Source organism: Pseudomonas monachiensis, from assembly GCF_047345015.1.
GTDB classification, from domain to species: Bacteria; Pseudomonadota; Gammaproteobacteria; order Pseudomonadales; family Pseudomonadaceae; genus Aquipseudomonas; species Aquipseudomonas monachiensis.
In genome coordinates this window covers 561,129-585,183 of record NZ_CP178857.1, presented here as the reverse complement: position 1 = coordinate 585,183, position 24,055 = coordinate 561,129, and the positions used below count along the sequence as shown (strand labels likewise).

Here is a 24,055-nt window from a genome sequence, read left to right as displayed (position 1 = left end):
GCGCATCGTTATATTCTGGCATCAACCTAACGAAGGGATTTCGCCGTGCGCTGGCTCAGGATTGCCATAAGCTTGACCGTCACTTTGCTGACCTTGCTCTGCATGCTTCCGGCCCAGGCCGCGCAAGGCAGTGGCTGGGCGGTATTGCTCGACGAACAGGGCGATCTGCAACTGAGCGACATCCGTTCCGCACGCTACACCAATCAATTCAGCCCTATCGAACTCGACCGCCTTACCGCAGCCGAACCCGATGGCGCGCTATGGTTGCGATTCAGGCTTGCACCGGGCAAACACGAACAGTTGCTGCGCGTGTTCGCGCCTGACCTGCGCCAGTTCAACATGTTCGTTCTGGACGGCGACAAGCTGATCGATCAATCCAGCACGGGCAACGAACGCCCCCAATCCGAGCGACCATTGCCCAGCAGCGACTTCATGCTGGCCCTGCCGCAAAGCGACAACCCCCTCGACGTGTACCTGCGACTGGCCTCCGACCACCAGTTACGGCCCTATATCACCCTGCAATCGGCGATCCTCTCGGCCGCCAACCAGAACCAGACCCTGATCTATGGCCTGTTGTTCGGTTGCATCGCCATGCTGATCCTGCACAACCTCATCCGCTACACCTACACCCGCTCGCGCAGCGCCCTCTGGTTGGCGACGTGCGAAGGGTTATTGATGCTCAGCCTGCTGTTGTTGCTGAACCTGGCCGGTCCCTGGCTGCCGGACTGGCATGCACTGCAAACGCCGGGGGCTTACCTGGCATTGATAATGACTGCGCCCTGCGGCCTGATGCTTGCCTATCGTTTCTTCGCCCCGCTCGGGCCGCATCCGCTGAACCGGTTGCTGCTTGGCGAGATCCTGCTCATCACCGCCTGCGGCCTGATGCTGCTGTTCGTCAATACCTTGCCGCTGAACTTCATTACCTACGGTCTGGTAGCGCTGGCAGGCCTGAGCATGCTGTTCATCAGCGCCTATCACTGGCAAAAAGGTTATCGCCCGGCTCGCCTCTTCGTGGCAGCCATGGTGGTGTTCAACCTCGGGACACTGGTCATCCTGCCCGCCCTGTTGGGGTTGACCCTGGTCGAACCCCATGGCCTGATCACCATCTTGCTGGTGTTCATCTGCATCAGTGGCCTGTTGATGAGCATTGCGTTGAGCGAGCGCCAGCGCCGCATCACCGAAGACCGCTTCAGCATCAGTCGTGACCTGGCAGCCAGCAACGCCGAGATCAACGCCAAGGCCGAGTTCCTGGCGAAGATCAGCCATGAGATCCGCACTCCGATGAACGGCGTCCTCGGCATGACCGAGCTACTGCTGGGCACACCGCTATCGGTCAAGCAACGCGACTATGTGCAGACGATCCACAGCGCTGGCAACGAGCTGCTGACACTGATCAACGAAATTCTCGACATCTCCAAACTCGAGTCCGGACAGATCGAACTGGACGATGTGCAGTTCGACCTCAATGCACTGATCGAGGATTGCCTGAGCATCTTCCGCGCCAAGGCCGAGCAGCAAAACGTCGAGTTGATCAGCTTCATCCAGCCGCAAGTGCCCCGGGTGATCAGCGGTGACCCGACACGCTTGCGCCAGACGCTGTTGAGCCTGCTTGAAAACGCCCTGAAAAAAACCGATGAAGGCGAAATCCTGATCGTCGTTGCGCTCGACGAGCGCAACACCAAACCACGCCTGCGTATCGCCGTGCAGGACAGCGGCGAGCCCATGGACGCCGAAGAACGCGACGCCCTGATGCACGCCGAACTGCACAGCCGGCATTTTCTTTCAGCCACCCAGTTGGGCGGCAACCTGGGGCTGGTAATTGCCCGCCAGCTGATCCGCTTGATGCAGGGGGAATTCGGGATCAAGAGCGGCAACAACCAGGGCAGCACCCTGTGGCTGACCCTGCCGCTGGACCCGGATCGTCTCGAGCACCCGACCTCCGACCTCGACGGCCCGCTGCAGGGTGCGCGGGTATTGGTGGTGGACGACAATGACACCTGCCGCAAGGTGCTGGTGCAGCAGTGCAGCGCCTGGGGCCTGAACGTCAGCGCCGCGTCTTCCGGCAAGGAGGCGCTGGCCCTTCTGCGCACCAAGGCTCACTTGCGCGATTACTTCGATGTGGTCCTGCTGGACCAGAACATGCCCGGCATGACCGGCATGCAACTGGCGGCCAAGATCAAGGAAGACCCCAGCCTGAACCATGACATCCTGTTGATCATGCTCACCGGCATCAGCAATGCGCCGAGCAAGATCATCGCGCGCAACTCCGGGATCAAGCGCATCCTCGCCAAACCGGTGGCCGGCTACACCCTCAAGACCACCCTGGCCGACGAGCTGACCCAACGCAACAAAGGCCTGGTCGTCACGCAACCACTGCCAAACGGCCCGGCACTACCGGTCAAGGTCCCCAGCGACTTCCGCATCCTGGTGGCCGAAGACAACAGCATCTCGACCAAGGTGATCCGCGGCATGCTGAGCAAGCTCAACCTGCAACCGGATACCGCCTGCAACGGCGAAGAGGCCCTACAGGCAATGAAGGCCCAACGTTACGACCTGGTGCTGATGGACTGTGAAATGCCGATCCTCGACGGCTTCTCGGCCACCCAGCAATTGCGTGCCTGGGAAGTCGGCAATCAGCGGGTCCGTACCCCCGTGGTGGCATTGACTGCCCATATCCTGGCCGAACACAAAGAGCGTGCACGCCAGGCCGGCATGGACGGACATATGGCCAAGCCGGTGGAACTGTCGCAGCTGCGTGAATTGATCGAGCACTGGGTCGCCCAGCGTGACCAGCACAATCGCGCAACAACCCAAACGTCCTGAGCCGACAGACTGCGCAACCCCTGATAGACTCCCCCCTCGACTTCCCTCGCCAGTGAGCCCGGCACCATGCTCCATGTGTTGTTCAGTGTTTACCTGAAGATGCTGGTGCTCTACAGCCCATTCTTCGTGTTGTCCTGCTTCATCAGCCTGACCCGTGGTTACTCGCGCAAGGAACAGCGTCGGCTGGCCTGGAAAGTAGCGGTCGCCACGCTGGTCTCCAGTGTGCTGTTGTATTTGTTCGGCCGGGTGATTTTCAGTGTTTTCGGCATCACCGTGGATGCCTTTCGTATCGGTGCCGGCAGCGTGCTGTTCATCTCGGCACTGGGCATGGCCCAAGGCAAATCGGCAGTACAGACCGATAACGTGCAGCAGGATGTCACCATCGTTCCGCTGACCATCCCGCTGACGGTTGGCCCCGGCACCATCGGTGCCTTGCTGGTGATGGGCGTGAGCCAGCCGCACTGGGACGACAAGCTCACGGCCATTGTCAGCATTGCCCTGGCCAGTTTTACCGTGGGGGTGGTGCTTTATCTGTCCAGCCGCATCGAACGCATACTCGGCGACCAGGGCTTGCAGATTGTCAGCCGGTTGATGGGATTGTTTGTGTGTGCGCTGGCGGCACAGATTATCTTCACTGGGGTGAAGGGGTATCTGGTTCCCTGACGCTTCAACCGGTTTTAACGACGCCGGCTGAAACGCTTGACCAGCACCTCTTTGCGATGCTCGCCAAGGTACTCTTCCATGTCTGTCTTGATCATCGCATAGCGGGCAGGGTTAAACGTGACGAAGGCCTTCCCGTGAAAAATATCGAGACTCGAGACTTTCCAGTCGACAAACAGGATACCGTCATTGCGGCCACCGCCCTTATGGTCGACTGCGGCCAATGCGACCAGGATGAGGCCATTCGGCATTTGCTCGCAGGGTATCGTCGATAACCGCACGCCTTCGGCTTTTTTCGACTCCAGGTTCAACAGCTGGATGGCCTCCGGCTCCGACTTCAACGCGGTCAGCGTGGAGTTCGTTACCGCACTGAGCACCGACGCACCTGGAACAGCGGCCTTCGCGGCTTCCACGGCAGCCTCGACAATATCGACCAGAACATTATCAATGGTAATATTCAGCGAACTCGACGCGTACTTGGAAAATCCTTTGTCAGGAACAAAACACCCGAGATCTTCCATGCATTGGGTAAAGGCGTGATACCAGGCTTTTGGATCGTTACCACCCGGCACTTCATAGTTCGCCTCTATTCTGGACATGGTGATTATATTTTCAATAATCGCCATGTTCTCAAGACTGATCTGATCGCCATAACCAATCAGACTATTGCCCAGCACCAACGCATCCAACTCCTTGTTCGGGCGGGACGCCTCGGCCAGCACGTGCCTTTTAACACGGGCCTTGGCGACCAGTGCAGGTTGGCGTTTTTGAATACACCCCCTGACAAAATCAGCACTATGCTCTGGACTAACAGAGCTTTGATAAATATCCATATACATCATTCCTTTGTTAGTTATTACTCCCTCACTGGGGAGTACGCCAAAACTAACGCAGCAAAATAAATCCCACAAGCTCAGTAAAATACAGAGTATGTAGGAATAACCATGTTTTTCGATTAATAGAGATCAGTCACACCAATAAACGCCTTGATCATGAACAGCGACTCATGATCAAGGCGTTTATATAGTAAAAAGTAACTTACTGAGGAATTGGAGTAAGTTTATCGCCATAACTGCGGGGCGTATAAACCCAGGAGCGGCCGTCCGTGCGAGGGAATACCCGGGTGGTAGACGATCCCACCAGCACCATGGTGCGCATATCGACCTGCTCGGGAGTCAACTGACCGAGCGTTGTTACGCGCAAGGTCTGGCCTGGACGACCAATATCGCGCCCCAGCACCACCGGCGTTTCAGGCACACGATGCCGGGCGACAATATCCAACGCCAGGCCCAACTGCCACGGCCGCGAACGCGAAATCGGGTTGTAGAACGCCAGCGCCAGATCGGCTTGCGCGGCCAGGTCCAGGCGTTTTTCGATGATCGACCAAGGCTTAAGGTTGTCCGACAGCGACAACACGCAGAAGTCATGCCCCAACGGCGCACCGGCCTGGGCAGCCGTCGCCAGTGAGGCCGAGACTCCCGGCAGCATCTCCAGATCGACGTTGTGCCAACTGGCATCGGCAGATTCGTGAAGCGCTTCCAGCACCGCCGCTGCCATGGCGAAGACGCCCGGATCGCCCGACGACACCACCACCACCGAGCGCCCCTGGGCCGCCAGTTCGAAGGCGTGGCGGGCGCGTTGCATTTCTTCGCGGTTGTCCGTGCAATGCTGCACCTGATCGGCACGGAACGGACCGGCCATGCGCACGTAGGTTTCGTAACCCAGCACGTCGGTTGCGCGGGCCAGTTCGGCCTTCACCGCCGGCACCATCAGTTCGGCAGCGCCCGGCCCGAGGCCGATCACCGCCAGACGCCCACGCGGGCGGCCGATCTGTAACGGGTCCAGCGGCTGCTCTGCCACTGCGATGGCAACGGTGTCATCGCCAAGGATGGAAACGGGTTGGTCGATGGCCGTGCGCAGACATTCGCCAACCACGCTCTCTGCGCGGGTAAAGCGCAATGGCACACCGAGTTCCAGCGCTGATTCATGTAACGCCGGGTCGGCCATTTCGGTGTCGGCGGCCAGCAGGCAGGCCAGCGATTGCGTGGCGATTTTTTCTTGATGCAACGCCTCGCGAACCGTCGTCGCGACGTTGCTCACCCCAGCACTGACAGCCACCACCACGTTGCGCGGATAAATCAGCAATTCATTGGCAGCGGGCTCGCGCTCGGCATGACTGACATGCACCGCCAGTCGGGCCTGCACATCTTCAGGCAATTGCGCCTGCGCCAGCCACGGCGCCTCGCCTTCGATACGCACGGTTTCGCCGGCGAGCAAATCGGAAACGAAACGCTTGCCCAGTTCCAGGTCGCCAAGGGCATAACCACTGGGCGGGTTGAGCAGGCACGTGCCGAAACGCAACTCGCCGCTGGTGGTGATCGCCGCCGCGACTTCCAGCGTGGCGGCAATCTCCCGCGCCATCACGTTTACTCCGCCAAGACCACCCAACAGTGGAACCACGGCGCTGCCGTCTTCGGCCACTGCCAATACCGGTGGTTCGGCGCCTTTTTCCAGCAGCAAGGGCGCCAGCGTGCGGATCACGATCCCGGCCGCGCACAGGGCAATGATCGGTGCACCCTGTTGATAGAGCTCGCGCAGGGTCGCACCGAATTCGTGATAGACCCGATCCGCGCCTTCGACCCGTTCGGCCAGGCCGTGGATCAGGGCGTCGGGATACACCTGCTGAATGCTGCGTGCGGTAGCGAGGCTGCCATTGCCGAGAATGACAATTGCCGGAACTGGACGGGTCATCAGCCTTGCCACCTTTCGCCGGGAACGATGATCAACGAGAAATACGGCGAAGACATCGGCTCGACCTGATCCAGCGGCACGATCTTCTGATTGGCCATGGTCGCGCGCTCGACGTACAACGCGCGCTCGGCCAGACCGAGTTCTTCCAGCACCTGGCGAACCTTGGGAAAGTTGCGCCCCAGCTTCATGATCACCGCGGCATCGGCATCGGCCAGGCGACGCTTGAGTTCATCGTGCGGCAATACACCGGACAACACCGACAGGCTCTGATTGCGATACACCAGCGGCGCACCGAGCACTGAGGCGCCGCCAAGCATCGAGCATACGCCGGGCACGACTTCGGCCTGATAGCGCTGGGCGAGCCGGTCGTGCAGGTACATGTAGGAGCCGTAGAAGAACGGATCGCCCTCGCAGATCACCGCCACGTCGCGGCCCGCATCGAGATGCGCGGCCAGTTCTGTGGCCGCGTCATCGTAGAAGTCGCTGATCACTTGCTCATAGGACAGCGGCGCCGGCAAGGCTTCGGTGGTCACCGGGTACACCAGTGGCAGCAGATTCTGTGCTTCCTGCAGATGCGCCTCGATGATGCCGAAGGCGTTGCCCTTCTTGCCCTTGGCCACGAAGTACGCCACTACCGGCGACTCGCGCAGCAAGCGCAGGGCCTTGACGGTAATCAGTTCCGGATCACCAGGGCCGACGCCGAGGCCGATCAAACGTCCAGGTTGCTGCATTATTCGATCTCCGTGGCGAGGGCATTGACAGCGGCGGCGGCCATGGCGCTTCCGCCCAGGCGACCTTGCATGATGACAAAAGGCACGCCACGGCTGTCGGCCGCCAGCGCAGCCTTGGATTCGGCGGCACCGACGAAGCCCACCGGGAAGCCGAGGATCAACGCCGGTTTCGGCGCGCCGGCGTCGAGCATTTCCAACAGATAGAACAACGCCGTCGGTGCGTTGCCGATCACCACCACGCTGCCTTCAAGATGCGGACGCCACAGCTCCAGCGCAGCGGCGGAGCGGGTATTGCCCAATTCACGGGCCAGTTCCGGAACGCTCTCATCGCGCAAGGTGCAGATCACCGGATTGTTCGCTGGCAGGCGCGCGCGGGTAACGCCTTCGGAGACCATCCGCGCATCGCACAGAATCGGCGCACCGGCCGCCAGCGCATCACGCCCGGCCTTGCCCGCCCCTTCGGAAAACTGCAAGCCGTCGATGGCATCGACCATGCCGCAGGCGTGAATGACACGGACCGCGAGTTTCTCCAGATCGGCCGGGATTCGGTCGAGGTTGGCCTCGGCGCGAATGATCGCGAAGGAGTTGCGATAGATCTCCTGACCGTCGCGGATGTAATCAAGCATCAAGGGGGCTCCGTGAGCGGGCGTCGAGCAAGGTCGCGACCGCTTCAATAGTAAGGTTGCGTGCGTGCAGCGCGCCGAAACCCGGTTGCGCTGCATCGCGAAAATAGAGATCGTAGTGGCCGGGGGCGACGGCCAGCAACGTGACAGGTGCGATATGTGCGGCGGCGCAGGAACGCGGACAGCCGCTCAGGTGAATGTTCAGTGCCGGCCCATGGCGGTGCAGCAGCGCCGCCAGTTGCAGGGCATCGCCCTTGGTCTCGGCCAGGCCTTTAGCGCAACCGTTTGAGCCGGTGCAGGCGATCAGTCGGGACAATGGCTGATCGGCTTCGCACTGCAAGCCAAGAGACTGCAATTGCCGAATGACCTCGGCGGCATTTTCCGTGCGGACATTGGGCACCAGCAGACTTTGCCAGGGAGTGAAGCGCAAGCTTGAATCACCGAGCTCGCATGCCACTTGTGCCACACCGCGCAGCATCGTCGGGTCGAGCCGCCCCAATGGCGGGACGGCCCCTACGTAGACGACACCGGACTCGGCCTGGGGATGTGCGCCAATGTGCAAATCACTGCCACGCGAAATCCGCTGCCAATCGACAACCGTCTGCATCGATACACGCTCGTCCAGCTGAAGCATAAAGTGCTCGAGCGAATACTCGGTCAGCAAATGACGCATCCGCGTCTGCTCGGGGCGTGCCAATTCGAGGAACAACTCAAGCACCGCGACGACCAGGTCATGGCCATCGTCGAGCGCAACCGATCCTGCCGGTGAGTCAGTCGGGCATCCGGCCAGACCAAACGCCAGGCGTCGCTCACCGTTTTGCTCAAAGGCCGCGAGCCACAGGTCGTGGGGATGTTCAAGCATCGCCAAGGCCTCGCCGCCATCGAGTTGCACGGCGAACTTGGCACTGAGATCGTGAAAGCGTTCGTGCTCTTGCACCGTGGCCAAAATCCGCTCGGCCAACGCACGGGTATCGAACAGCATCAACCGATCGAACCCGGCAGCGGGGCTGAGCATCAGATTGCGCACATCGTCGCCCGCCGCATTGCTCGGCCCCAATCCTGCGGCTAGCAGGCAGTCGATCACGGCTGCCTGTTCGCTGCCGATTCCACGGATCTGCAAGTTGGCGCGGTTGGTCGCTTCGATCACGCAACCGGCATATCGCTCGGCTGCATCGGCCACCGCGACGGCCTGCTGTGCACGGATGGAACCACTGTTGAGTTTGATTCGGCAAATACCGCCGTCCAACGCCTGGACGATACGCAGCAATCCGGGACAGGCCGAAGGGCGTAAGGGCTTGGATTTCTGACGAGAATTCACTGGATGACCGGAACGAGACGAAGGGCAGCATTATGCCTGTTTTGCATGGCAGGATGAAAAGTCCGGGCAGCTGGACGACGAAAAGCGCTTGGACCCGGCGGCGGATTTTTCGTCTGACGCGGGAGGCGAACTTGCTCGTGCCTGACACAGAACACTAACAACAAGAATCAACTTCACAACCCACTCTTATTTCAACCGCCTATCGACTCCTGTACTTTTTAACTTTCAAGTAACGACAACAAATATGCGTTACAGCCAAATATCAGGAGCAACATATGGCCACAAACAAAACAGCCGGAATGTTAACTGGAAACAGCCTTACTTCACATATAGGTGAATTCTCACTACAAGATTACGAAAACCTGACCCAGTGCACGCAGATAGCCACAAAGTCCGCGGACATGCTTTGCAGCCGCTTTGCTGATCCTTCAAAGTGGCTAAATGAATATGTAAATACGTTGGACTTCATAGGTTGGTCTGTCTTTGAAGACGCGATTTTCACCCGCACTCGCAGCGTCATTTCCCACAGTATTGCGGACTTCCTGGTCCAAAGTGCTCAAGGCATGAAGGACTCCCGACAAGGGAATGCCATGATTGACACGCTCGACGCGCTGAAGCCCGACAAACCGGCAATGTTTTCACTGGATGAAGAAAGCCTTATGGGAGAAAGCTTTCAGGTAATACCTGCACGGTACAATTCGAGGGGGGTTCTCGAGATAGCTGTCTTTAATCTTGAATTGGTAACGCACACAAGAGAAAGCAGTTTCCTGTTCTGGGACTGGGAAGACCAGGATGCACAAATCATCCAGCGACGGGCTAGCCTTAAACTGGACAAACACAAACTCGACAGTAAAAGATCGCTGATTGAAAAAAAGCTTCACGAGATCACCATGAAGAGATTCGACCTGCGAAAACGATCATCCGTTTGAGTATCCTGACACTTGAAACTGCCATCAATGTAAAAAGCGCGCTTTCACCCAATGACAACAGGCGAATGCCGCACCGCGGTATGATGCGCAACCGCCCGCCCGTCACAGACCGGCACCGCGAGTTGGCTTCGATTGAGAGATGAGGAACAGCATGACCCCCTGGCTGACAGTAGTAGGCATCGGAGAGGACGGCTTCAAGGGGCTTGGAAAAAATGCCCGGCATGCCCTGCTGAACGCTTCGCGAATCATAGGCGGTCAACGGCAGCTGGATCTGCTGCCAGCCTGCATCCGTGGGGAACGGCAATTGTGGCCAAGCCCTTTTACCCTTGAAGCGGTTTTGACCAGGCGTGGCGAGCCCGTTTGCGTCCTGGCCAGTGGCGATCCGATGCTCTTTGGCGTCGGCGCCAGCCTGGCCCGGCAACTCCCCTCGGCCGAAATGCTGACGCTTCCCGCGCCCTCCTCCTGCTCGCTGGCTGCGGCGCGAATGGGTTGGCCCTTGCAGGAAGTGGTCACGTTGTCGGTGGTTGCCCGCCCCGTCGCCGCACTCAACGCGCAACTGTTCAGCGGCGTGCGCTTGCTGGTGTTGAGTAACGACGGCGGCAGCCCCACCGCCATCGCCGCACTGCTGCGTGAACGTGGTTTCGGTCCGAGCCGGATAACCGTGCTCGAACATTTGGGCGGTGAAGCCGAGCGGCGTGTCGACGGTATCGCCAATGACTGGAGCGATCCTTTGATCGCCGACCTGAACCTGATCGCCATCGAGTGCATCGCCGAGCCGAACACGCTGCGCCTGTCGCGACTGGCCGGCCTGCCGGACTCTGCCTTCAAACACGACGGCCAACTGACCAAACGCGATGTACGCGCCATCACCCTCGCGCGCCTGGCGCCCATCCCCGGCGAATTGTTGTGGGATGTTGGCGCTGGCAGTGGCTCGATCGGCATCGAATGGATGCGCGCCCACCCCGCTTGCCGCGCACTGGCCATCGAGGCCGATGAAGGCCGACAAGGGTTGATCGAACACAACCGCGATGCCCTCGGTGTTCCCGGCCTGCAACTGGTTCGCGGCAATGCGCCACAGGCCTTGGCCGGCCTGGAGCGACCGGATGCGATTTTCATTGGGGGCGGCGTCACCCGAGAAGGCGTGCTTGATACCTGCTGGGCCGAACTCAAACCCGGAGGCCGGTTGATTGCCAACGCTGTCACCCTGCAAAGTGAAATGACCCTGATGGCCTGGCGCGAGCAACACGGCGGGGAGTTGACCCGCATTCATATCGCGCAAGCACAACCTCTGGGTGACTTCGACACTTGGCGCCAGGCCTTGCCGATTACCTTGCTGGATGTGACGAAACCCTTCGATGCGTGACGAAACAGCCGAACAACCCGCCCCCCTGCGTAGTGGCCTGACCACCGGCAGCTGCGCCACGGCCACCAGCCTCGCCGCCGCGCGCCTGCTGCTGGCTGGCACAGAGGCCGATGCGGTGGAAATCGTATTGCCCAAAGGCAAGCAGGTGCAGATGCGCCTGGAGTTCTGCCGCCTCACCGAGGACGGAGCCGAAGCGGGAACTCTCAAGGATGCTGGTGACGATCCGGACGTGACCCACGGTGCCCTGCTCTACTCCCAGGTACGCCTGAGCAGCGAACCGGGGACACGCTTCAAGGCCGGTCGCGGCGTCGGCACCGTGACCCGGCCCGGGCTGGTGCTGGGTGTCGGCGAGCCCGCGATCAACCCGGTGCCACGAAAAATGATCAGCGAACACCTGGTCCGACTGGCCGACGAACTCGGCTATAGCGGTGGTTTCGAGGTCACGGTCAATGTCGAGAACGGCGAAGCACTGGCACTGAAAACCATGAACCCGCGCCTTGGCATTCTTGGCGGCCTGTCGATCCTCGGCACCAGCGGCATCGTCCGGCCGTTTTCCTGCGCGGCCTACATCGCCTCGATCCATCAGGGCATCGACGTGGCGAAAACCAACGGTTACCTGCATATTGCCGCCTGCACCGGCAATGCAAGCGAAGACACCATGCGCCGGGTCTACAACCTTCCGGAAATCGCTTTGATCGAAATGGGCGACTTCGTCGGTGCCGTGCTCAAGCACCTGCGCAAAGTACCGGTGGATAAACTCAGCCTGTGCGGTGGTTTCGGCAAGATCAGCAAACTGGCGGCCGGGCACATGGATCTGCACAGCCGTCATTCGAGCATCGACCTGCCGCAACTGGCGTTATGGGCAGCACAGGTCGGCGCCGATGCGGCGTTGCAGCAAAACATCCGCGAGGCCAATACCAGCCAGCAGGCGCTGGCCATGGCCGCCGCAGCCGGGGTCGCCCTGGGTGATGCAGTCTGTCAGCACGCCCTGGACTTTGCCCGTAGCGTCGTGCCGGCGCAGGTTCAGGTGGAAGTCTTCGCCATCGATCGCCAGGGCGGGATCGTTGGCCATGCCGGAGCATTTCAATGAAACGCATCCTGTTGCTCGGCGGCGTGACCGAAGCCATGGCGATTGCCCGCACGCTGGGACCGCAGCATATCTACAGCCTGGCCGGTGTCGGTCGGGTGCCGACCGATCTGCAATGCCAGGTGCGCGTCGGCGGCTACGGCGGTGCCGAAGGCCTGGCGCAATTCATTCGCGATGAAGGCATCGATCTGCTGCTCGACGCCACTCACCCCTACGCCGCCAGTATCAGCCAGAACGCCGCGACCGCCGCGCGCTTGAGCGGCATTCCCTGCTGGGCGCTGCGCCGTCCGGCCTGGCAAGCCCAGGCGAGTGATGACTGGCGGGAAGTCAGCGATTGGGCCGGACTGATCGATGCCCTGAAGCCCTTCCGTCGACCGCTGTTCACCCTCGGTCGCGAGCCCCTGCAACACCTGAACGAAATTCCTGCGGAGCAATTCTGGACCCTGCGCGCACTGGACGTGTACCCGGGCAACGAGCGCTGCGAAGTGATCGGCGCACGTGGGCCCTTCCTGATCGACGATGAACGTGAGTTATTCGAACGGCGAAACATCGACGTGCTGATCAGCAAGAACAGCGGCAGCACGGCGACCGAGCCGAAGCTGGAAGTGGCGCGTGAGCGTGGGGTACCGGTGATTGTCTTGAAGCGGCCGGTGTTGCCGGGAGTTGATCGGGAGTTTGAGGGTGTGACAGAAATCCTGACGACCCTGTCGCTCTTCGACGGCTCCTGATCCCCCGTCCGCCGGGACTTTTCCTACGACACCTTCGGAGTACACGGATTATCCACTCCAGGTCTCCACCCTATAGTCCGGCGGATTCTGAACAAAGCTCCAGCACTACTGACGCTTTGAAATTCACGACTATTATGAAGGCTACGAAAGGATGGCGCTGCGACACCAAACCGCACGTCGCCTTTTTACTTATCGGCCCTGATCAGGCTAAATAGCCCGCGCCTGATCGCCCACCCAAACGGATTTTGTGCCATGTCCCGACAACGGCTCGCAATTGCCTGGATAGCCTGCTTCGCAGTGCTGTTCAACATGCTCGCCATGCCGATGTCCGGAGCGATGGCAAAAACGGCTAATTCACCTGCCGAGCAGTTGTTGTGGGGCAGTTTCTGCAGCTCCAGCGGCGCCAGGATGGTGGCGATTTCCATCGGTGACCTTGAACAGAAAGCCCCGCAAAACGACGATCATTCCAACATGCAGCATTGCTGGTGTTGCTCCGGTTCTGCGCCATTGGTGGCGTTGCCGGGGCATTCGCCGCAGCTGTATTTAGCGCACTTCGAATCCAACCGAAGCCTACCCGCCACCGCCCTCGACAGCCCGTCACCGCGCCAGCAATGGCCGAGTCTCAACCCCCGCGCGTCCCCTCTGGTGTGATTTTTTCTCGCAATTGACTGCGTTTTAAATCGTTCCGGAGAACTGCCATGTTGAACAAACTCATCGTTCTGGCTGCGTTACTGCTGCCTGCCTGTTTTGCCAATGCACACGAATACAAGGTCGGCGAACTGGCAATCGCGCATCCGTGGTCCCAGGAGTTGCCACCCAATGCGCCCACCGTTGCGGCGTATTTCGTGATCGACAATCAAGGCCAGACCGCCGACCGCCTGCTCAGCGTCGACACCCCCATTGCGGGCGAAGCGCAACTGCATGAGCACGTGATGCAAGGCGACATGATGAAAATGCAGCACGTACCGAGCGTGGAAGTGCCCGCCGGTGGCGAGGTCACCTTCGCACCAATGGCCTATCACGTGATGTTGCTGAACCTCAAGGACCGCAGCCTGCTCACTGACGGCAAGCGCTTCCCCATGACACTGCACTTCGAAAAGTCCGGTGACGTGACAGTCGAAGTCGCGGTGCAGAAACAGGCGCCGGACGCCATGCAAGAACACAAGCACGCGCAATAACCACCCGCGCTGAATACGCCCATGCGCCCGCTTAGCGCCAGGTCATCCAGGTCATCCAGGTCACGCAATCAGGCATTGAGCCTGACACGCGGCAGCTGGATCAGCCTGTTCGCCATGTTGATGATCTTTATCGGTCCGCTGATTTCCCAGTCGATGCCGATGGATTCGCGCGCCATGTCGATGACCATGCCTGCGGGTATGAGCATGGACATGCCGATGGACATGTCGGCAATGGAGCATGCCGACCATGCCACGCAAGCCAACGCCGAGCATTGCCCGCCAGCCCCCGGGCACCATGTGCTGTGGGAAAAGTGCGGCTATTGCAGCCTGCTGTTCAATTGCCCGGCGCTGACCGGTGGCGTGTCTTTCGCCAACTTCGTCATCCCGCCCGTCAACACCTTCACTACACCCTCTGTGCGCCTGGGCCATGCCCGGCAAACCTTCTTCCCCGGCGCCCGCACCCGCGCCCCGCCCATCGTCGCGTAAACACTCACTTCTGATTTCACACGGCCCGCAAGACAGCCAACGCAACCTGTGGGAGCGGGCTTGCTCGCGAAGAGGGAGTGTCAGTCAACGTTGATGTTGTCTGGCGCACCGCTTTCGCGAGCAAGCCCGCTCCCACAGGGACAGCTTCAGGCTGCCGGCCGTGTCGTTTACGACTGTTCGATGGAAATTGTCATGTCCAGGTTTTCCGCTGTCCCGTGCTTGAGCCCTGCCCAAGCCTCTTATGCCCTGAACGAATCCGGCGTTCGTTTCAGGCACGCCACCGCCATCCTGTGCGGTGCTTTGCTGGCGCCTTCTGCGCTGGCCGATGATCACGCCGGTCATAGTGAAGAGTTGAGCCCGACGGTGATTACCGCCGTGGCGCCCAGCTCGCCCTTGACCATCGTCACCAACCCCAAGGACCCGCGCCAACCGGTGCCGGCCAGCGACGGCGCCGATTACCTGAAGACCATCCCCGGCTTTGCCATGGTGCGCAATGGCGGCACCAATGGTGACCCGGTGCTGCGCGGCATGTTCGGCTCGCGGCTGAACATCCTCACCAACGGCAGCATGATGCTCGGCGCCTGCCCGGGCCGGATGGACGCTCCGACTTCCTACATCTCGCCGGAAACCTACGACAGACTCACCGTGATCAAAGGCCCGCAAACCGTGCTGTGGGGGCCGGGTTCTTCGGCCGGGACCATCCTGTTCGATCGCGAGCCGGAGCACTTCGGCGAACTCGGCACGCGGGTCAACGCCAGCGTGTTGGCCGGCTCCTACGGTCGCTTCGACAAACTGGTGGACGCCGCAGCCGGCGGACAATCGGGTTATGTGCGGGTCATCGGCAACACCGCGCACTCCGACGACTACCAGGACGGCAACAACGACACCGTGGCGTCGCGCTATGACAAATGGAACGGCGACGTGGCCATCGGCTGGACGCCGAATACCGACACTTTGCTGGAACTGACCGCCGGCCGTGGCGATGGTGAAGCCCGCTACGCCGGGCGCGGCATGGACGGCTCGCAGTTCCTGCGCGAGAGCCTCGGATTGCGCTTCGAGCAGTCCAACATCGGCGAGGTTCTGGACAAGGTCGAGGCGCAGATCTACTACAACTACGCCGACCACGTGATGGACAACTACACCCTGCGCACGCCGTCCGGTACCGGAATGATGTCCGGGCCCATGGCCTCCAACGTCGACCGCCGCACCCTCGGCGCACGGGTCAAGGGCACCTGGCGCTGGGCCGATGTACAACTGATCAGCGGCATCGACGCGCAGACCAACGAGCATCGCCAGCGTGGCGCCATGGGTGTCGACACCTACAAGGACCTGCCGTACACCAAGGATGCCGACTTCCATAACTACGGCGTGTTCGGCGAACTGACCTGGTACGCCGCCGACCGTGACCGCCTGATCAGCGGCGCACGCCTGGACCGTGCCTCGGCCAAGGATTTTCGGCAGACCATCGGCTCGGGCATGATGACCCGCCCGAATCCGACCGCCGACGACACCCGCGCCGATACCCTGCCCAGCGGTTTCATCCGCTACGAGCATGACCTGGCCGACAGCCCGACCACCTTGTATGCCGGCCTCGGTCACACCCAGCGATTCCCGGATTACTGGGAGCTGTTTTCACCCAAGTCCGGCCCCGCCGGTTCGGTCAATGCCTTCGATTCGATCAAGCCGGAAAAAACCACCCAGCTCGATTTCGGCCTGCAATACAAGACCGAAGACCTCGAAGCCTGGGCATCGGCTTATGTCGGGCAGGTGCGCGATTACATCCTGTTCAACTACACCCCGACGATGATGGGTACGACCTCGCAAGCCGAAAACATCGACGCGCGAATCATGGGCAGTGAACTGGGCGCCGCCTACAACCTCACCGACAACTGGAAAGCCGACGCGACCCTGGCCTACGCCTGGGGCAAGAACAGCAGCGATGGCAGTGCATTGCCACAAATGCCGCCGCTGGATGCCCGTTTCGGCCTGACCTACAGCGAAGACAACTGGAGCGCCGGCGCACTGTGGAGAGTGGTTGCCGCGCAAAACCGCATCGACCAGAACAAGGGCAACGTGGTCGGCAAGGACTTCGGCAAAACGCCGGGCTTCGGCGTGTTCTCCCTCAACGGTGCCTATCGGATCAACAGCAACTGGAAGGTCAGCAGCGGCGTCGACAACCTGTTCGGCAAGGCTTACGCCGAGCACTTGAATCTGGCCGGCAACGCCGGTTTCGGCTATCCGGCCAATGACCCGCAAGCCATCAAGGAGCCGGGGCGAACGCTCTGGACCAAGGTGGATATGAGTTTCTAAAAGCTTCGCGAGCAAGCTCGCTCCTACAGGGGAACGAGCCTGCTCGCGATCGGTTGCACAGCAACCGCAAAACAAACAACTAAAAAAGATCCAGCCAAGCGGAGCACACGTGATGAAACAGCCCAAAGTGAATTTCTACAACCTGGCCTGGCGCTGGCATTTCTATGCCGGATTATTCGTTGCGCCATTCATGGTGATGCTGGCCCTGACCGGCACCGTCTACCTGTTCAAACCGCAGCTCGACTCGCTGATGTACAGCAGCCTGCTCAAGGTTCCGGCCGGTCATCACACCGTCTCGGCCGACGACCTGCTGACACGGGTGAAAATGGCTTATCCACAAGGCCAGGTCACCCAATACCTGCCGCCGGTCAACGCCGAGCGCAGCGCGCAGTTTGTCGTACTCAACGATGACAAGGAGCTGAACGTTTTCGTCGATCCGTACCACGGTGACATCCTCGGCGAACAAGACGCCAAGAAGAACCTGCAAGCCATTGCCCGGTCGATTCACGGTGAGCTGATGATCGGCACCGTTGGCGACCGACTGATCGAACTGGCCGCCGGTTGGGGCGTGGTGCTGGTGGTGTCCGGCATTTTCCTGTGGTGGCCGCGCGGTCAGGCGGCAGGCATTTTGTGGCCGCGCCTGAACAGTCGTGGTCGCATATTGTGGCGTGACCTGCACGCGGTCACCGGATTCTGGGGCGCGTCCCTGCTGCTGGTGATGTTGCTCAGCGGCATGACCTGGACCGGCTTCTGGGGCAAGCAGTACGCCGAAGTGTGGAACGTGTTCCCGGCAGCCATGTGGGATGACGTGCCGAAGTCCGACGTCGAGGCGCGCAGCCTCAACACCGCCACCCGCCAGACCGTGCCGTGGGCCATGGAAAACACACCGATGCCGATGTCCGGCGACCATGCCGGGCACATGGCCCACGACAGCGCAGCGGCCGGTCCGGCATCGCCGACCATCCGCCTGCAGGACGTACAAAACATTGCCAGCGAGCGCAAGGTCGAACCGGGCTACAGCATCACCCTGCCGACCACTGCAACCGGCGTGTTCACCATCGCCGTATTCGCCGACGACCCGCGCAATGACGCCACGCTGCACATCGATCAGTACACCGGCAAGGTCCTGGCCGATGTACGTTTCGAGCAATACGGCAGCGTCGCCCGCGCCACGGAAATCGGCGTGATGTTGCACGAAGGCAAGATGTTCGGCGTGTTCAACCAGATCGTCGTGTTGCTGATCTGTTTGATGATTTTGCTCAGCGCGGTCAGCGGCGTGGTGATCTGGTGGAAGCGCCGCCCGCAAGGAAAACTCGGCGTGCCGCCGCTACGCCACGACCTGCCGAAATGGAAAACCGCGATGGTGATCATGTTCGCCCTGGCGGTAGCCTTCCCGATGGTGGGCGCTTCGCTGGTGGTGGTATGGGTGTTCGATCGCGTGCTGCTGTCACGTTTCACCCGGCAGACTGAGAGCGCCTCATCTTCATCATGAAACAGGCGAGATGCGCGGGGCGAAAGGCACTGTAAACTCCCCGCGCATCACCTCAGCCCCATCGCGAGCAAGCTCGCTCCCACAGGATTTGCGCAATACCTGTGGGAGCGGGCTTGCCCGCGAAGGGGCCATCAGCATCACCTCAAGAGCCACTGCATGACCTCGCTGAACCTCACAAACCTCACCTGGTCCCCTCTGGGTCACGGCCATTGCCACCATCAATTCCAGCTGCGTGATGCCTCGCTACACGTGGCCGCCGGTGAGTTCGTCGGGCTGATCGGCCCCAACGGCAGTGGCAAGACCAGCCTGTTGCGGTGTGCCTGGCGCTTCAGTAAACCGGAAAGCGGCGAAGTCAGGCTCGATCACCAGAACGTCTGGAAACAATCCTCACGCTGGTGCGCACAACGCATCGCCGTAGTGCTGCAGGAATTCCCTGATGCGTTCGGCCTCACCGTCGAGGAAGTGGTCGCCATGGGCCGCACGCCGCACAAAAGCTTGTTTGATGGCGATACCCTTGAAGACCGCGACCTGATCAATCAGGCCCTGGAGTCCGTCGGCCTCAATGGCTTCGAAGACCACGGGTTCGCCACCCTCTCCGGAGGTGAAAAGCAGCGGGTCATCCTCGCCCGCGCCCTGGCCCAGCAACCACAACTGCTGATCCTTGACGAGCCGACCAACCACCTCGATCCGCGTTATCAGCTTGAGCTGCTGCAGTTGGTCAAACGCCTGAATATCGGCACCCTGGCGAGCATCCACGACCTCAATCTGGCGGCGGCTTTTTGTGATCGGCTGTACGTGATCAACCATGGTCGTATCGTCGCCAGCGGCACACCGAAAGACGTCCTGACGGTTGCGTTGCTGCGCAATGTGTTCGGCGTCCAAGCGCTGATCGATGAACATCCACTGCACGGCTACCCACGAATCACCTGGATAACCCAACCATGACTTTGCGTTCCCTGCTGCGCTCCTGCCTCCCACTCGTGATGCTGCTGGGCAGCGCCCAGGCATTGGCCGAAGCCACCCGTTACCCGCTGACAATCAAAAGCTGCAACCGCGAGGTGACCTTCAAGCAGGCACCGCAACACGCCCTGAGCCACGACATCAACATGACCCAGATGATGCTCGCCCTCGGCCTCAAGCCCCGGATGGCCGGTTACAGCGGCATCAGTGGCTGGAAGGCCGTGACGCCCGAGATGCAGGGCATTCTCGAAGGCCTGCCGGAACTGGCGGCCAAGTACCCGTCAGTGGAAACCCTGCTCAATGCCAACGTCGATTTCTTCTTCGCCGGCTGGGACTACGGCATGCGCATCGGCGGCGACCTCACGCCACAAACCCTGCAACCGCTGGGCATCAATGTGTATGAGCTGAGCGAATCCTGTGCCTTCGTGATGAAGCGCCCGCCGGCCAGCCTCGAAGACACCTACAACGACCTGCGCAACCTCGGCAGAATCTTCGACGTGCAGGACCGCGCCAATGCCCTGATCGCGAACATGCAGGCGCAAGTCGCGAATATTCGCAAAGGCCTGCCCGCGCAAACACCGCGGGTGTTCCTGTACGACAGCGGCGAAGACCGGGCCATGACCTCGGGGCGACTGGGCATGCCACAAGCGCTGATCGATGCCGCTGGCGGGCGCAATATCCTGGAGGATGTCGAAGCGAGCTGGACCCGGGTCAATTGGGAAACCGTGGTCGAACGCAACCCGCAGGTGATCGTGATCGTCGACTACAGCGAAGTCACTGCCGAGCAGAAGATTCAATTCCTGCTGAGCAACAAGGCTCTGCAATCGGTGGACGCGATCAAGCACCGGCGTTTCATCGTCATCCCTTACGTGCAGGCCACGCCGGGGATCGATAACGTACTGGCGGTCGCCACCCTGGCCAAGGGTTTCCACGGCGAATGATCAACCGTCGCTACGCCCTGTTGCTGATCGCCCTCGGCACCCTGTTGCTGGTGTCGTGCGTGGTGTCCCTGGGTTTCGGCCCGGCGCGGGTGCCGCTGGATGTGGTGTGGCGCATCCTGTTGCACAAACTGTTCGGCTTCGGTGTGTCGGACTGGAACCCCGGACAGGAACATATCGTCTGGCTGATTCGTGTGCCGCGCATGCTGCTCGGCGCGCTGGTGGGCGCCGGGCTGGCGCTGATCGGCGCGGTGCTGCAAGCGGTCACACGCAACCCTTTGGCCGACCCGCACCTGCTCGGCGTCACGTCCGGCGCGACCTTGGGCGCAGTCATCGTGGTGTTGCATGTGGGCGAAATCGTTGGCCTGCTGACCTTGCCGATCGCGGCATTTATCGGTGCATTGCTGAGCATGCTGGTGGTGCTGATGATCGCCAGCCGCCACGGTCGCCTCGACAGTGATCGTTTGTTGCTGTGCGGCGTGGCAGTGTCCTTTGTGATGATGGCGATTGCCAATTTGCTGCTGTTCATGGGCGACCATCGAGCCAGTTCGGCGGTGATGTTCTGGATGCTCGGCGGGCTCGGGTTGGCTCGCTGGGAGCTGCTGGAGGTGCCGACAGCCAGTGTGTTGCTTGGGTTGATGTTATTGCTGGGCATGGCGCGACCACTGAATGCGCTGATGGCCGGCGAGCAAACAGCGGTGACCCTGGGCTTGAATGCTCGTACCGTGCGCCTGCGAGTGTTTCTGATTGCGTCATTGATGACCGGGGTGCTGGTGTCGATCAGCGGCTCGATCGGTTTTGTCGGGCTGATGGTGCCGCACATTGCGCGGCGCCTGGTCGGGGCTGAACACCGAAGATTGCTGCCGGTGTGCGTGTTGCTCGGCAGCGTGTTTCTGGTTTGGGTCGACGTTGCCGCCCGGACACTGATCGCCCCCGAAGACTTGCCTATCGGTATTGCCACCGCAGCAATTGGCGGGTTGTTCTTCATCGGCCTGATGCGACGTCGTTAACGCCATGGTTAATTAAAAAATTTCAGAACTGCATTTACGCTTGGAAAAAACTCGTATTGAGTTAACGCTTAACAAGTTCACCATCATGTTCATACTCCGCACTCGCGAGCTCACCCATAAAACGCTCGCGCACTTCAATGACGATTATTCCTACAACTTAATCGCCACAATTCTTACAAGAGCGGAAAGAGGTAAACATGTTCAAGAAGTTCATCGCATCCATTGCACTTGTTTCAGCGCCCGCATGGGCAGTGCAGCCACCCTTTACTGGCGTTGACTACAGCGGTCGGTATCAATGCACCGGAATGGACAGTCATATCGGTGCGTTTGAAGGTGTTGTCGAGATGAAGCTCAATGCCGAACAAAGTACCGGCGAACACGGTGCCTACGGTTTTACGCTGACGTTGCTCGACAACTCCCGATATGAAGGATTTGCTGCCGCCAACTTGAGTTCCCTGGCGATTTACTTTGCCCATACGGATCCGTCGCTCAAGGATTACGGCGTCGGGATTGCGAAACTCGCTACAACCCCTGACGGAAAAGCTTCATTCACCAAGTACTACTACGGTCCGGAGTACGAGGGTGGCGGGCATGGCTTTGAAACTTGCATTAAAAGCTGACGGTCCCCGTTTACGACGCTGATACGCCATCGTTGAGTCCTGTGGGAGCGGGCCACTCGCGATGGCGTCTGTTTTTTATCGATTTGATGCGCCGTCGATGATCTGCCCTTAGACTGCGAGTCCGCATAATCTCAGGATGAGTTCCATGTTGAAAACGTTTGTTCTCTCGTTGTTGGCTTTCGGCACCGGCACCGTGCTGGCTGACACCACGGTCGATGTTTCGAAAATTTACGGCAAGATTCAGTTCGTCAATTCTTACCCTGACTACAAGGTGAAAATTGACGACAGCTGGCCTGATCTGAAAGTCCAGAAAGTCACTCAGTGGCCCGACTCCGTCGGTAAATGGGAGATTGTCGACCAGTACCCCGACTACAAGATCCAGATCGTTGACTCCTACCCTGACTTCACCATCAAGTATGTGGATTCCTGGCCCGGCGTGAACTGACCACCATTGTCCCGCAACTGCCGCCATGCGGCAGCACCACAATGACGCACCTCCTCGCACCACGGCCCCGACCTCGTCCCTTCATGGTGCGCCCTCAAACCGCGCAACCGCTCTAAAACGACATTCCCCTGCCTTTTGCCGACCGGGCACAGCCCTTGCAAAACACAGCTTCAGTAGTCCGCATCTGCCAACCAAGAAAACTCATAAGTTCATGGAGATCGCACAATGAAGCGTCGCAGTTTGATCAAGGCTTTCACACTCTCGGCATCCATTGCCGCGATGGGCATGACCTGGACTGTCCAGGCGGCCGAGACCATCAAGGTCGGTATTCTGCATTCGTTGTCCGGAACCATGGCGATCTCCGAAACGTCGCTCAAAGACATGGCGCTGATGACCATCGACGAGATCAACGCCAAGGGCGGCGTGAACGGCAAGATGCTCGAGCCGGTGGTGGTCGACCCTGCATCGAACTGGCCGCTGTTCGCCGAGAAGGGTCGTCAGTTGCTGACCCAGGACAAGGTCGCCGTGGTGTTTGGTTGCTGGACTTCCGTGTCGCGCAAATCGGTACTGCCGGTGTTCGAAGAACTCAACGGCTTGTTGTTCTACCCGGTGCAATACGAAGGCGAAGAAATGTCGCCGAACGTCTTCTACACCGGCGCAGCGCCGAACCAGCAGGCGATCCCCGCCGTTGAATACCTGATGAGCGAAGAAGGCGGCAGCGCCAAGCGCTACTTCCTGCTCGGCACCGACTACGTCTACCCGCGCACCACCAACAAGATCCTGCGTTCGTTCCTGCACTCCAAAGGCGTGGCCGACAAGGACATCGAAGAGGTCTACACCCCGTTCGGTCACAGCGACTACCAGACCATCGTCGCCAACATCAAGAAGTTCTCGGCTGGCGGCAAGACGGCGGTTATCTCCACCGTCAACGGTGACTCCAACGTGCCGTTCTATAAAGAGTTGGCCAACCAGGGCCTAAAGGCCACCGACGTTCCGGTCGTGGCGTTCTCGGTTGGCGAAGAAGAACTGCGCGGCATCGACACCAAGCCACTGGTGGGCAACCTGGCGGCGTGGAACTACTTCGAATCGGTCGAGAACCCGGTGAACAAGAAGTTCGTCGATGACTGGAAAGCCTATGCGAAGAAACACAACCTGCCGGGCGCCGACAAGGCGGTGACCAACGATCCGATGGAAGCCACCTACGTCGGCATCCACATGTGGGCGCAAGCGGCGGAAAAAGCCAAGTCCACCGACGTCGACAAAGTCCGCGAAGCCCTGGCCGGCCAGACCTTTGCCGCGCCGTCCGGCTACACCCTGACCATGGACAAGACCAATCACCACCTGCACAAGCCGGTGATGATCGGCGAGATCCAGTCTGACGGTCAGTTCAACGTGGTGTGGCAGACCGAAGGGCCGATCCGCGCCCAGCCGTGGAGCCCGTTCATCCCGGGCAACGACAAGAAGCCGGAGTATGCGGTGAAGAGTAACTGAGCCATTGGGCCTGACGGTAGTTCAGGCCCAACACAACTCCCGGTGGGAGCGGGCTTGCTCGCGAAGACGGCGGCACATCCAACATTTATGTGACTGACACACCGCTTTCGCG

The 24,055-nt window shown here is 60.2% G+C and carries 22 protein-coding genes; 17 read left to right on the top strand and 5 right to left on the bottom strand.

Translation table 11 applies throughout. From position 1 onward, the window contains the following. The first annotated feature begins 45 nt into the window (after positions 1-45). Together ACMDB8_RS02535 and ACMDB8_RS02530 are read left to right on the top strand one after the other, a co-directional pair. Positions 46-2,823 carry a hybrid sensor histidine kinase/response regulator gene (locus tag ACMDB8_RS02535; protein ID WP_409078595.1) on the top strand — a complete coding sequence of 926 codons (2,778 nt, stop codon included), beginning with the start codon at positions 46-48 and terminating at the stop codon, positions 2,821-2,823. A 66-nt stretch (positions 2,824-2,889) separates the two neighbouring features. Next, positions 2,890-3,486, top strand: coding sequence for a MarC family protein (locus tag ACMDB8_RS02530; protein WP_111284385.1), 597 nt, complete (start codon positions 2,890-2,892; stop codon positions 3,484-3,486). A gap of 14 nt (positions 3,487-3,500) precedes the next feature. Here the strand turns inward: ACMDB8_RS02530 and ACMDB8_RS02525 are convergent, their stop codons facing one another. The 5 genes from ACMDB8_RS02525 to cobG all read right to left on the bottom strand — a co-directional run bounded on the left by ACMDB8_RS02525 (position 3,501) and on the right by cobG (position 8,906). Next, positions 3,501-4,316 (bottom strand): hypothetical protein, encoded by an 816-nt coding sequence (locus tag ACMDB8_RS02525; RefSeq protein ID WP_409078594.1) that lies wholly within the window; start codon positions 4,314-4,316, stop codon positions 3,501-3,503. A 205-nt stretch (positions 4,317-4,521) separates the two neighbouring features. Then, positions 4,522-6,234, bottom strand: a complete 1,713-nt coding sequence (gene cobJ / locus ACMDB8_RS02520; RefSeq protein ID WP_409078593.1) for a precorrin-3B C(17)-methyltransferase — start codon at positions 6,232-6,234, stop codon at positions 4,522-4,524. Further along, entirely contained in the window at positions 6,234-6,965 is a 732-nt protein-coding gene (locus ACMDB8_RS02515; RefSeq protein ID WP_409078592.1) for a precorrin-2 C(20)-methyltransferase, read from the bottom strand. The genes cobJ and ACMDB8_RS02515 overlap by 1 nt, the downstream gene beginning before the upstream one ends. Next, a complete protein-coding gene (locus ACMDB8_RS02510; protein WP_056725313.1) occupies positions 6,965-7,591 on the bottom strand; it encodes a precorrin-8X methylmutase in 627 nt (208 codons plus the stop codon). Before ACMDB8_RS02510 ends, ACMDB8_RS02515 begins: the two co-directional genes overlap by 1 nt. Further along, positions 7,584-8,906 (bottom strand): precorrin-3B synthase, encoded by a 1,323-nt coding sequence (cobG, locus tag ACMDB8_RS02505; protein ID WP_409078591.1) that lies wholly within the window; start codon positions 8,904-8,906, stop codon positions 7,584-7,586. Before cobG ends, ACMDB8_RS02510 begins: the two co-directional genes overlap by 8 nt. A 275-nt stretch (positions 8,907-9,181) precedes the next feature. Between cobG and ACMDB8_RS02500 the strand changes: the two genes are divergently transcribed. The 15 genes from ACMDB8_RS02500 (at position 9,182) to urtA (ending at position 23,943) form a co-directional block, all read left to right on the top strand. Continuing rightward, positions 9,182-9,835, top strand: coding sequence for a hypothetical protein (locus ACMDB8_RS02500; RefSeq protein ID WP_409078590.1), 654 nt, complete (start codon positions 9,182-9,184; stop codon positions 9,833-9,835). 151 nt (positions 9,836-9,986) lie between these two features. After that, entirely contained in the window at positions 9,987-11,198 is a 1,212-nt protein-coding gene (cbiE, locus tag ACMDB8_RS02495) for a precorrin-6y C5,15-methyltransferase (decarboxylating) subunit CbiE (protein ID WP_409078589.1), read from the top strand. Beyond that, positions 11,191-12,288 (top strand): cobalt-precorrin-5B (C(1))-methyltransferase, encoded by a 1,098-nt coding sequence (locus ACMDB8_RS02490; RefSeq protein ID WP_056725316.1) that lies wholly within the window; start codon positions 11,191-11,193, stop codon positions 12,286-12,288. Before cbiE ends, ACMDB8_RS02490 begins: the two co-directional genes overlap by 8 nt. Beyond that, a complete protein-coding gene (locus tag ACMDB8_RS02485; protein ID WP_409078588.1) occupies positions 12,285-13,013 on the top strand; it encodes a cobalt-precorrin-6A reductase in 729 nt (242 codons plus the stop codon). Before ACMDB8_RS02490 ends, ACMDB8_RS02485 begins: the two co-directional genes overlap by 4 nt. 252 nt (positions 13,014-13,265) lie before the next feature. Continuing rightward, the gene (locus ACMDB8_RS02480) at positions 13,266-13,664 is read left to right on the top strand and encodes a DUF2946 domain-containing protein (RefSeq protein ID WP_082562974.1); all 399 of its coding nucleotides are present in this window, start codon (positions 13,266-13,268) and stop codon (positions 13,662-13,664) included. A gap of 47 nt (positions 13,665-13,711) precedes the next feature. Further along, the gene (locus tag ACMDB8_RS02475; protein ID WP_409078587.1) at positions 13,712-14,191 is read left to right on the top strand and encodes a copper chaperone PCu(A)C; all 480 of its coding nucleotides are present in this window, start codon (positions 13,712-13,714) and stop codon (positions 14,189-14,191) included. A 21-nt stretch (positions 14,192-14,212) separates the two neighbouring features. Beyond that, positions 14,213-14,677, top strand: coding sequence for a DUF2946 domain-containing protein (locus ACMDB8_RS02470; RefSeq protein ID WP_409078586.1), 465 nt, complete (start codon positions 14,213-14,215; stop codon positions 14,675-14,677). Positions 14,678-14,869: 192 nt separating this feature from the next. Beyond that, entirely contained in the window at positions 14,870-16,987 is a 2,118-nt protein-coding gene (locus ACMDB8_RS02465) for a TonB-dependent copper receptor (protein WP_409078585.1), read from the top strand. A 112-nt stretch (positions 16,988-17,099) separates the two neighbouring features. Continuing rightward, complete coding sequence (locus ACMDB8_RS02460; protein WP_056725328.1) at positions 17,100-18,479, top strand: PepSY-associated TM helix domain-containing protein; 1,380 nt, start codon at positions 17,100-17,102, stop codon at positions 18,477-18,479. A 156-nt stretch (positions 18,480-18,635) separates the two neighbouring features. After that, on the top strand, positions 18,636-19,424 hold the full coding sequence (locus ACMDB8_RS02455) for an ABC transporter ATP-binding protein (RefSeq protein WP_056725330.1): 789 nt from the start codon (positions 18,636-18,638) through the stop codon (positions 19,422-19,424). Next, the gene (locus ACMDB8_RS02450) at positions 19,421-20,380 is read left to right on the top strand and encodes an ABC transporter substrate-binding protein (RefSeq protein ID WP_409078584.1); all 960 of its coding nucleotides are present in this window, start codon (positions 19,421-19,423) and stop codon (positions 20,378-20,380) included. The genes ACMDB8_RS02455 and ACMDB8_RS02450 overlap by 4 nt, the downstream gene beginning before the upstream one ends. Continuing rightward, on the top strand, positions 20,377-21,387 hold the full coding sequence (locus ACMDB8_RS02445) for a FecCD family ABC transporter permease (RefSeq protein WP_409078583.1): 1,011 nt from the start codon (positions 20,377-20,379) through the stop codon (positions 21,385-21,387). The genes ACMDB8_RS02450 and ACMDB8_RS02445 overlap by 4 nt, the downstream gene beginning before the upstream one ends. A gap of 197 nt (positions 21,388-21,584) precedes the next feature. Continuing rightward, complete coding sequence (locus tag ACMDB8_RS02440; RefSeq protein WP_056725333.1) at positions 21,585-22,007, top strand: hypothetical protein; 423 nt, start codon at positions 21,585-21,587, stop codon at positions 22,005-22,007. A gap of 145 nt (positions 22,008-22,152) precedes the next feature. Beyond that, positions 22,153-22,452 (top strand): hypothetical protein, encoded by a 300-nt coding sequence (locus tag ACMDB8_RS02435; RefSeq protein WP_223541711.1) that lies wholly within the window; start codon positions 22,153-22,155, stop codon positions 22,450-22,452. Between the two features lie 225 nt (positions 22,453-22,677). Then, positions 22,678-23,943, top strand: a complete 1,266-nt coding sequence (urtA, locus tag ACMDB8_RS02430) for an urea ABC transporter substrate-binding protein (RefSeq protein ID WP_007996683.1) — start codon at positions 22,678-22,680, stop codon at positions 23,941-23,943. Positions 23,944-24,055: the final 112 nt, after the last annotated feature.

Bases quoted from the DNA above. Each gene is read 5' to 3' on its own strand.
- ACMDB8_RS02530 (WP_111284385.1), top strand. From the start codon at position 2,890: ATGCTCCATGTGTTGTTCAGTGTTTACCTGAAGATGCTGGTGCTCTAC.
- ACMDB8_RS02525 (WP_409078594.1), bottom strand. From the start codon at position 4,316: ATGGATATTTATCAAAGCTCTGTTAGTCCAGAGCATAGTGCTGATTTT.
- cobJ (WP_409078593.1), bottom strand. From the start codon at position 6,234: ATGACCCGTCCAGTTCCGGCAATTGTCATTCTCGGCAATGGCAGCCTC.
- ACMDB8_RS02515 (WP_409078592.1), bottom strand. From the start codon at position 6,965: ATGCAGCAACCTGGACGTTTGATCGGCCTCGGCGTCGGCCCTGGTGAT.
- ACMDB8_RS02510 (WP_056725313.1), bottom strand. From the start codon at position 7,591: ATGCTTGATTACATCCGCGACGGTCAGGAGATCTATCGCAACTCCTTC.
- ACMDB8_RS02500 (WP_409078590.1), top strand. From the start codon at position 9,182: ATGGCCACAAACAAAACAGCCGGAATGTTAACTGGAAACAGCCTTACT.
- cbiE (WP_409078589.1), top strand. From the start codon at position 9,987: ATGACCCCCTGGCTGACAGTAGTAGGCATCGGAGAGGACGGCTTCAAG.
- ACMDB8_RS02490 (WP_056725316.1), top strand. From the start codon at position 11,191: ATGCGTGACGAAACAGCCGAACAACCCGCCCCCCTGCGTAGTGGCCTG.
- ACMDB8_RS02485 (WP_409078588.1), top strand. From the start codon at position 12,285: ATGAAACGCATCCTGTTGCTCGGCGGCGTGACCGAAGCCATGGCGATT.
- ACMDB8_RS02480 (WP_082562974.1), top strand. From the start codon at position 13,266: ATGTCCCGACAACGGCTCGCAATTGCCTGGATAGCCTGCTTCGCAGTG.
- ACMDB8_RS02475 (WP_409078587.1), top strand. From the start codon at position 13,712: ATGTTGAACAAACTCATCGTTCTGGCTGCGTTACTGCTGCCTGCCTGT.
- ACMDB8_RS02470 (WP_409078586.1), top strand. From the start codon at position 14,213: ATGCGCCCGCTTAGCGCCAGGTCATCCAGGTCATCCAGGTCACGCAAT.
- ACMDB8_RS02465 (WP_409078585.1), top strand. From the start codon at position 14,870: ATGTCCAGGTTTTCCGCTGTCCCGTGCTTGAGCCCTGCCCAAGCCTCT.
- ACMDB8_RS02460 (WP_056725328.1), top strand. From the start codon at position 17,100: ATGAAACAGCCCAAAGTGAATTTCTACAACCTGGCCTGGCGCTGGCAT.
- ACMDB8_RS02455 (WP_056725330.1), top strand. From the start codon at position 18,636: ATGACCTCGCTGAACCTCACAAACCTCACCTGGTCCCCTCTGGGTCAC.
- ACMDB8_RS02450 (WP_409078584.1), top strand. From the start codon at position 19,421: ATGACTTTGCGTTCCCTGCTGCGCTCCTGCCTCCCACTCGTGATGCTG.
- ACMDB8_RS02445 (WP_409078583.1), top strand. From the start codon at position 20,377: ATGATCAACCGTCGCTACGCCCTGTTGCTGATCGCCCTCGGCACCCTG.
- ACMDB8_RS02440 (WP_056725333.1), top strand. From the start codon at position 21,585: ATGTTCAAGAAGTTCATCGCATCCATTGCACTTGTTTCAGCGCCCGCA.
- ACMDB8_RS02435 (WP_223541711.1), top strand. From the start codon at position 22,153: ATGTTGAAAACGTTTGTTCTCTCGTTGTTGGCTTTCGGCACCGGCACC.
- urtA (WP_007996683.1), top strand. From the start codon at position 22,678: ATGAAGCGTCGCAGTTTGATCAAGGCTTTCACACTCTCGGCATCCATT.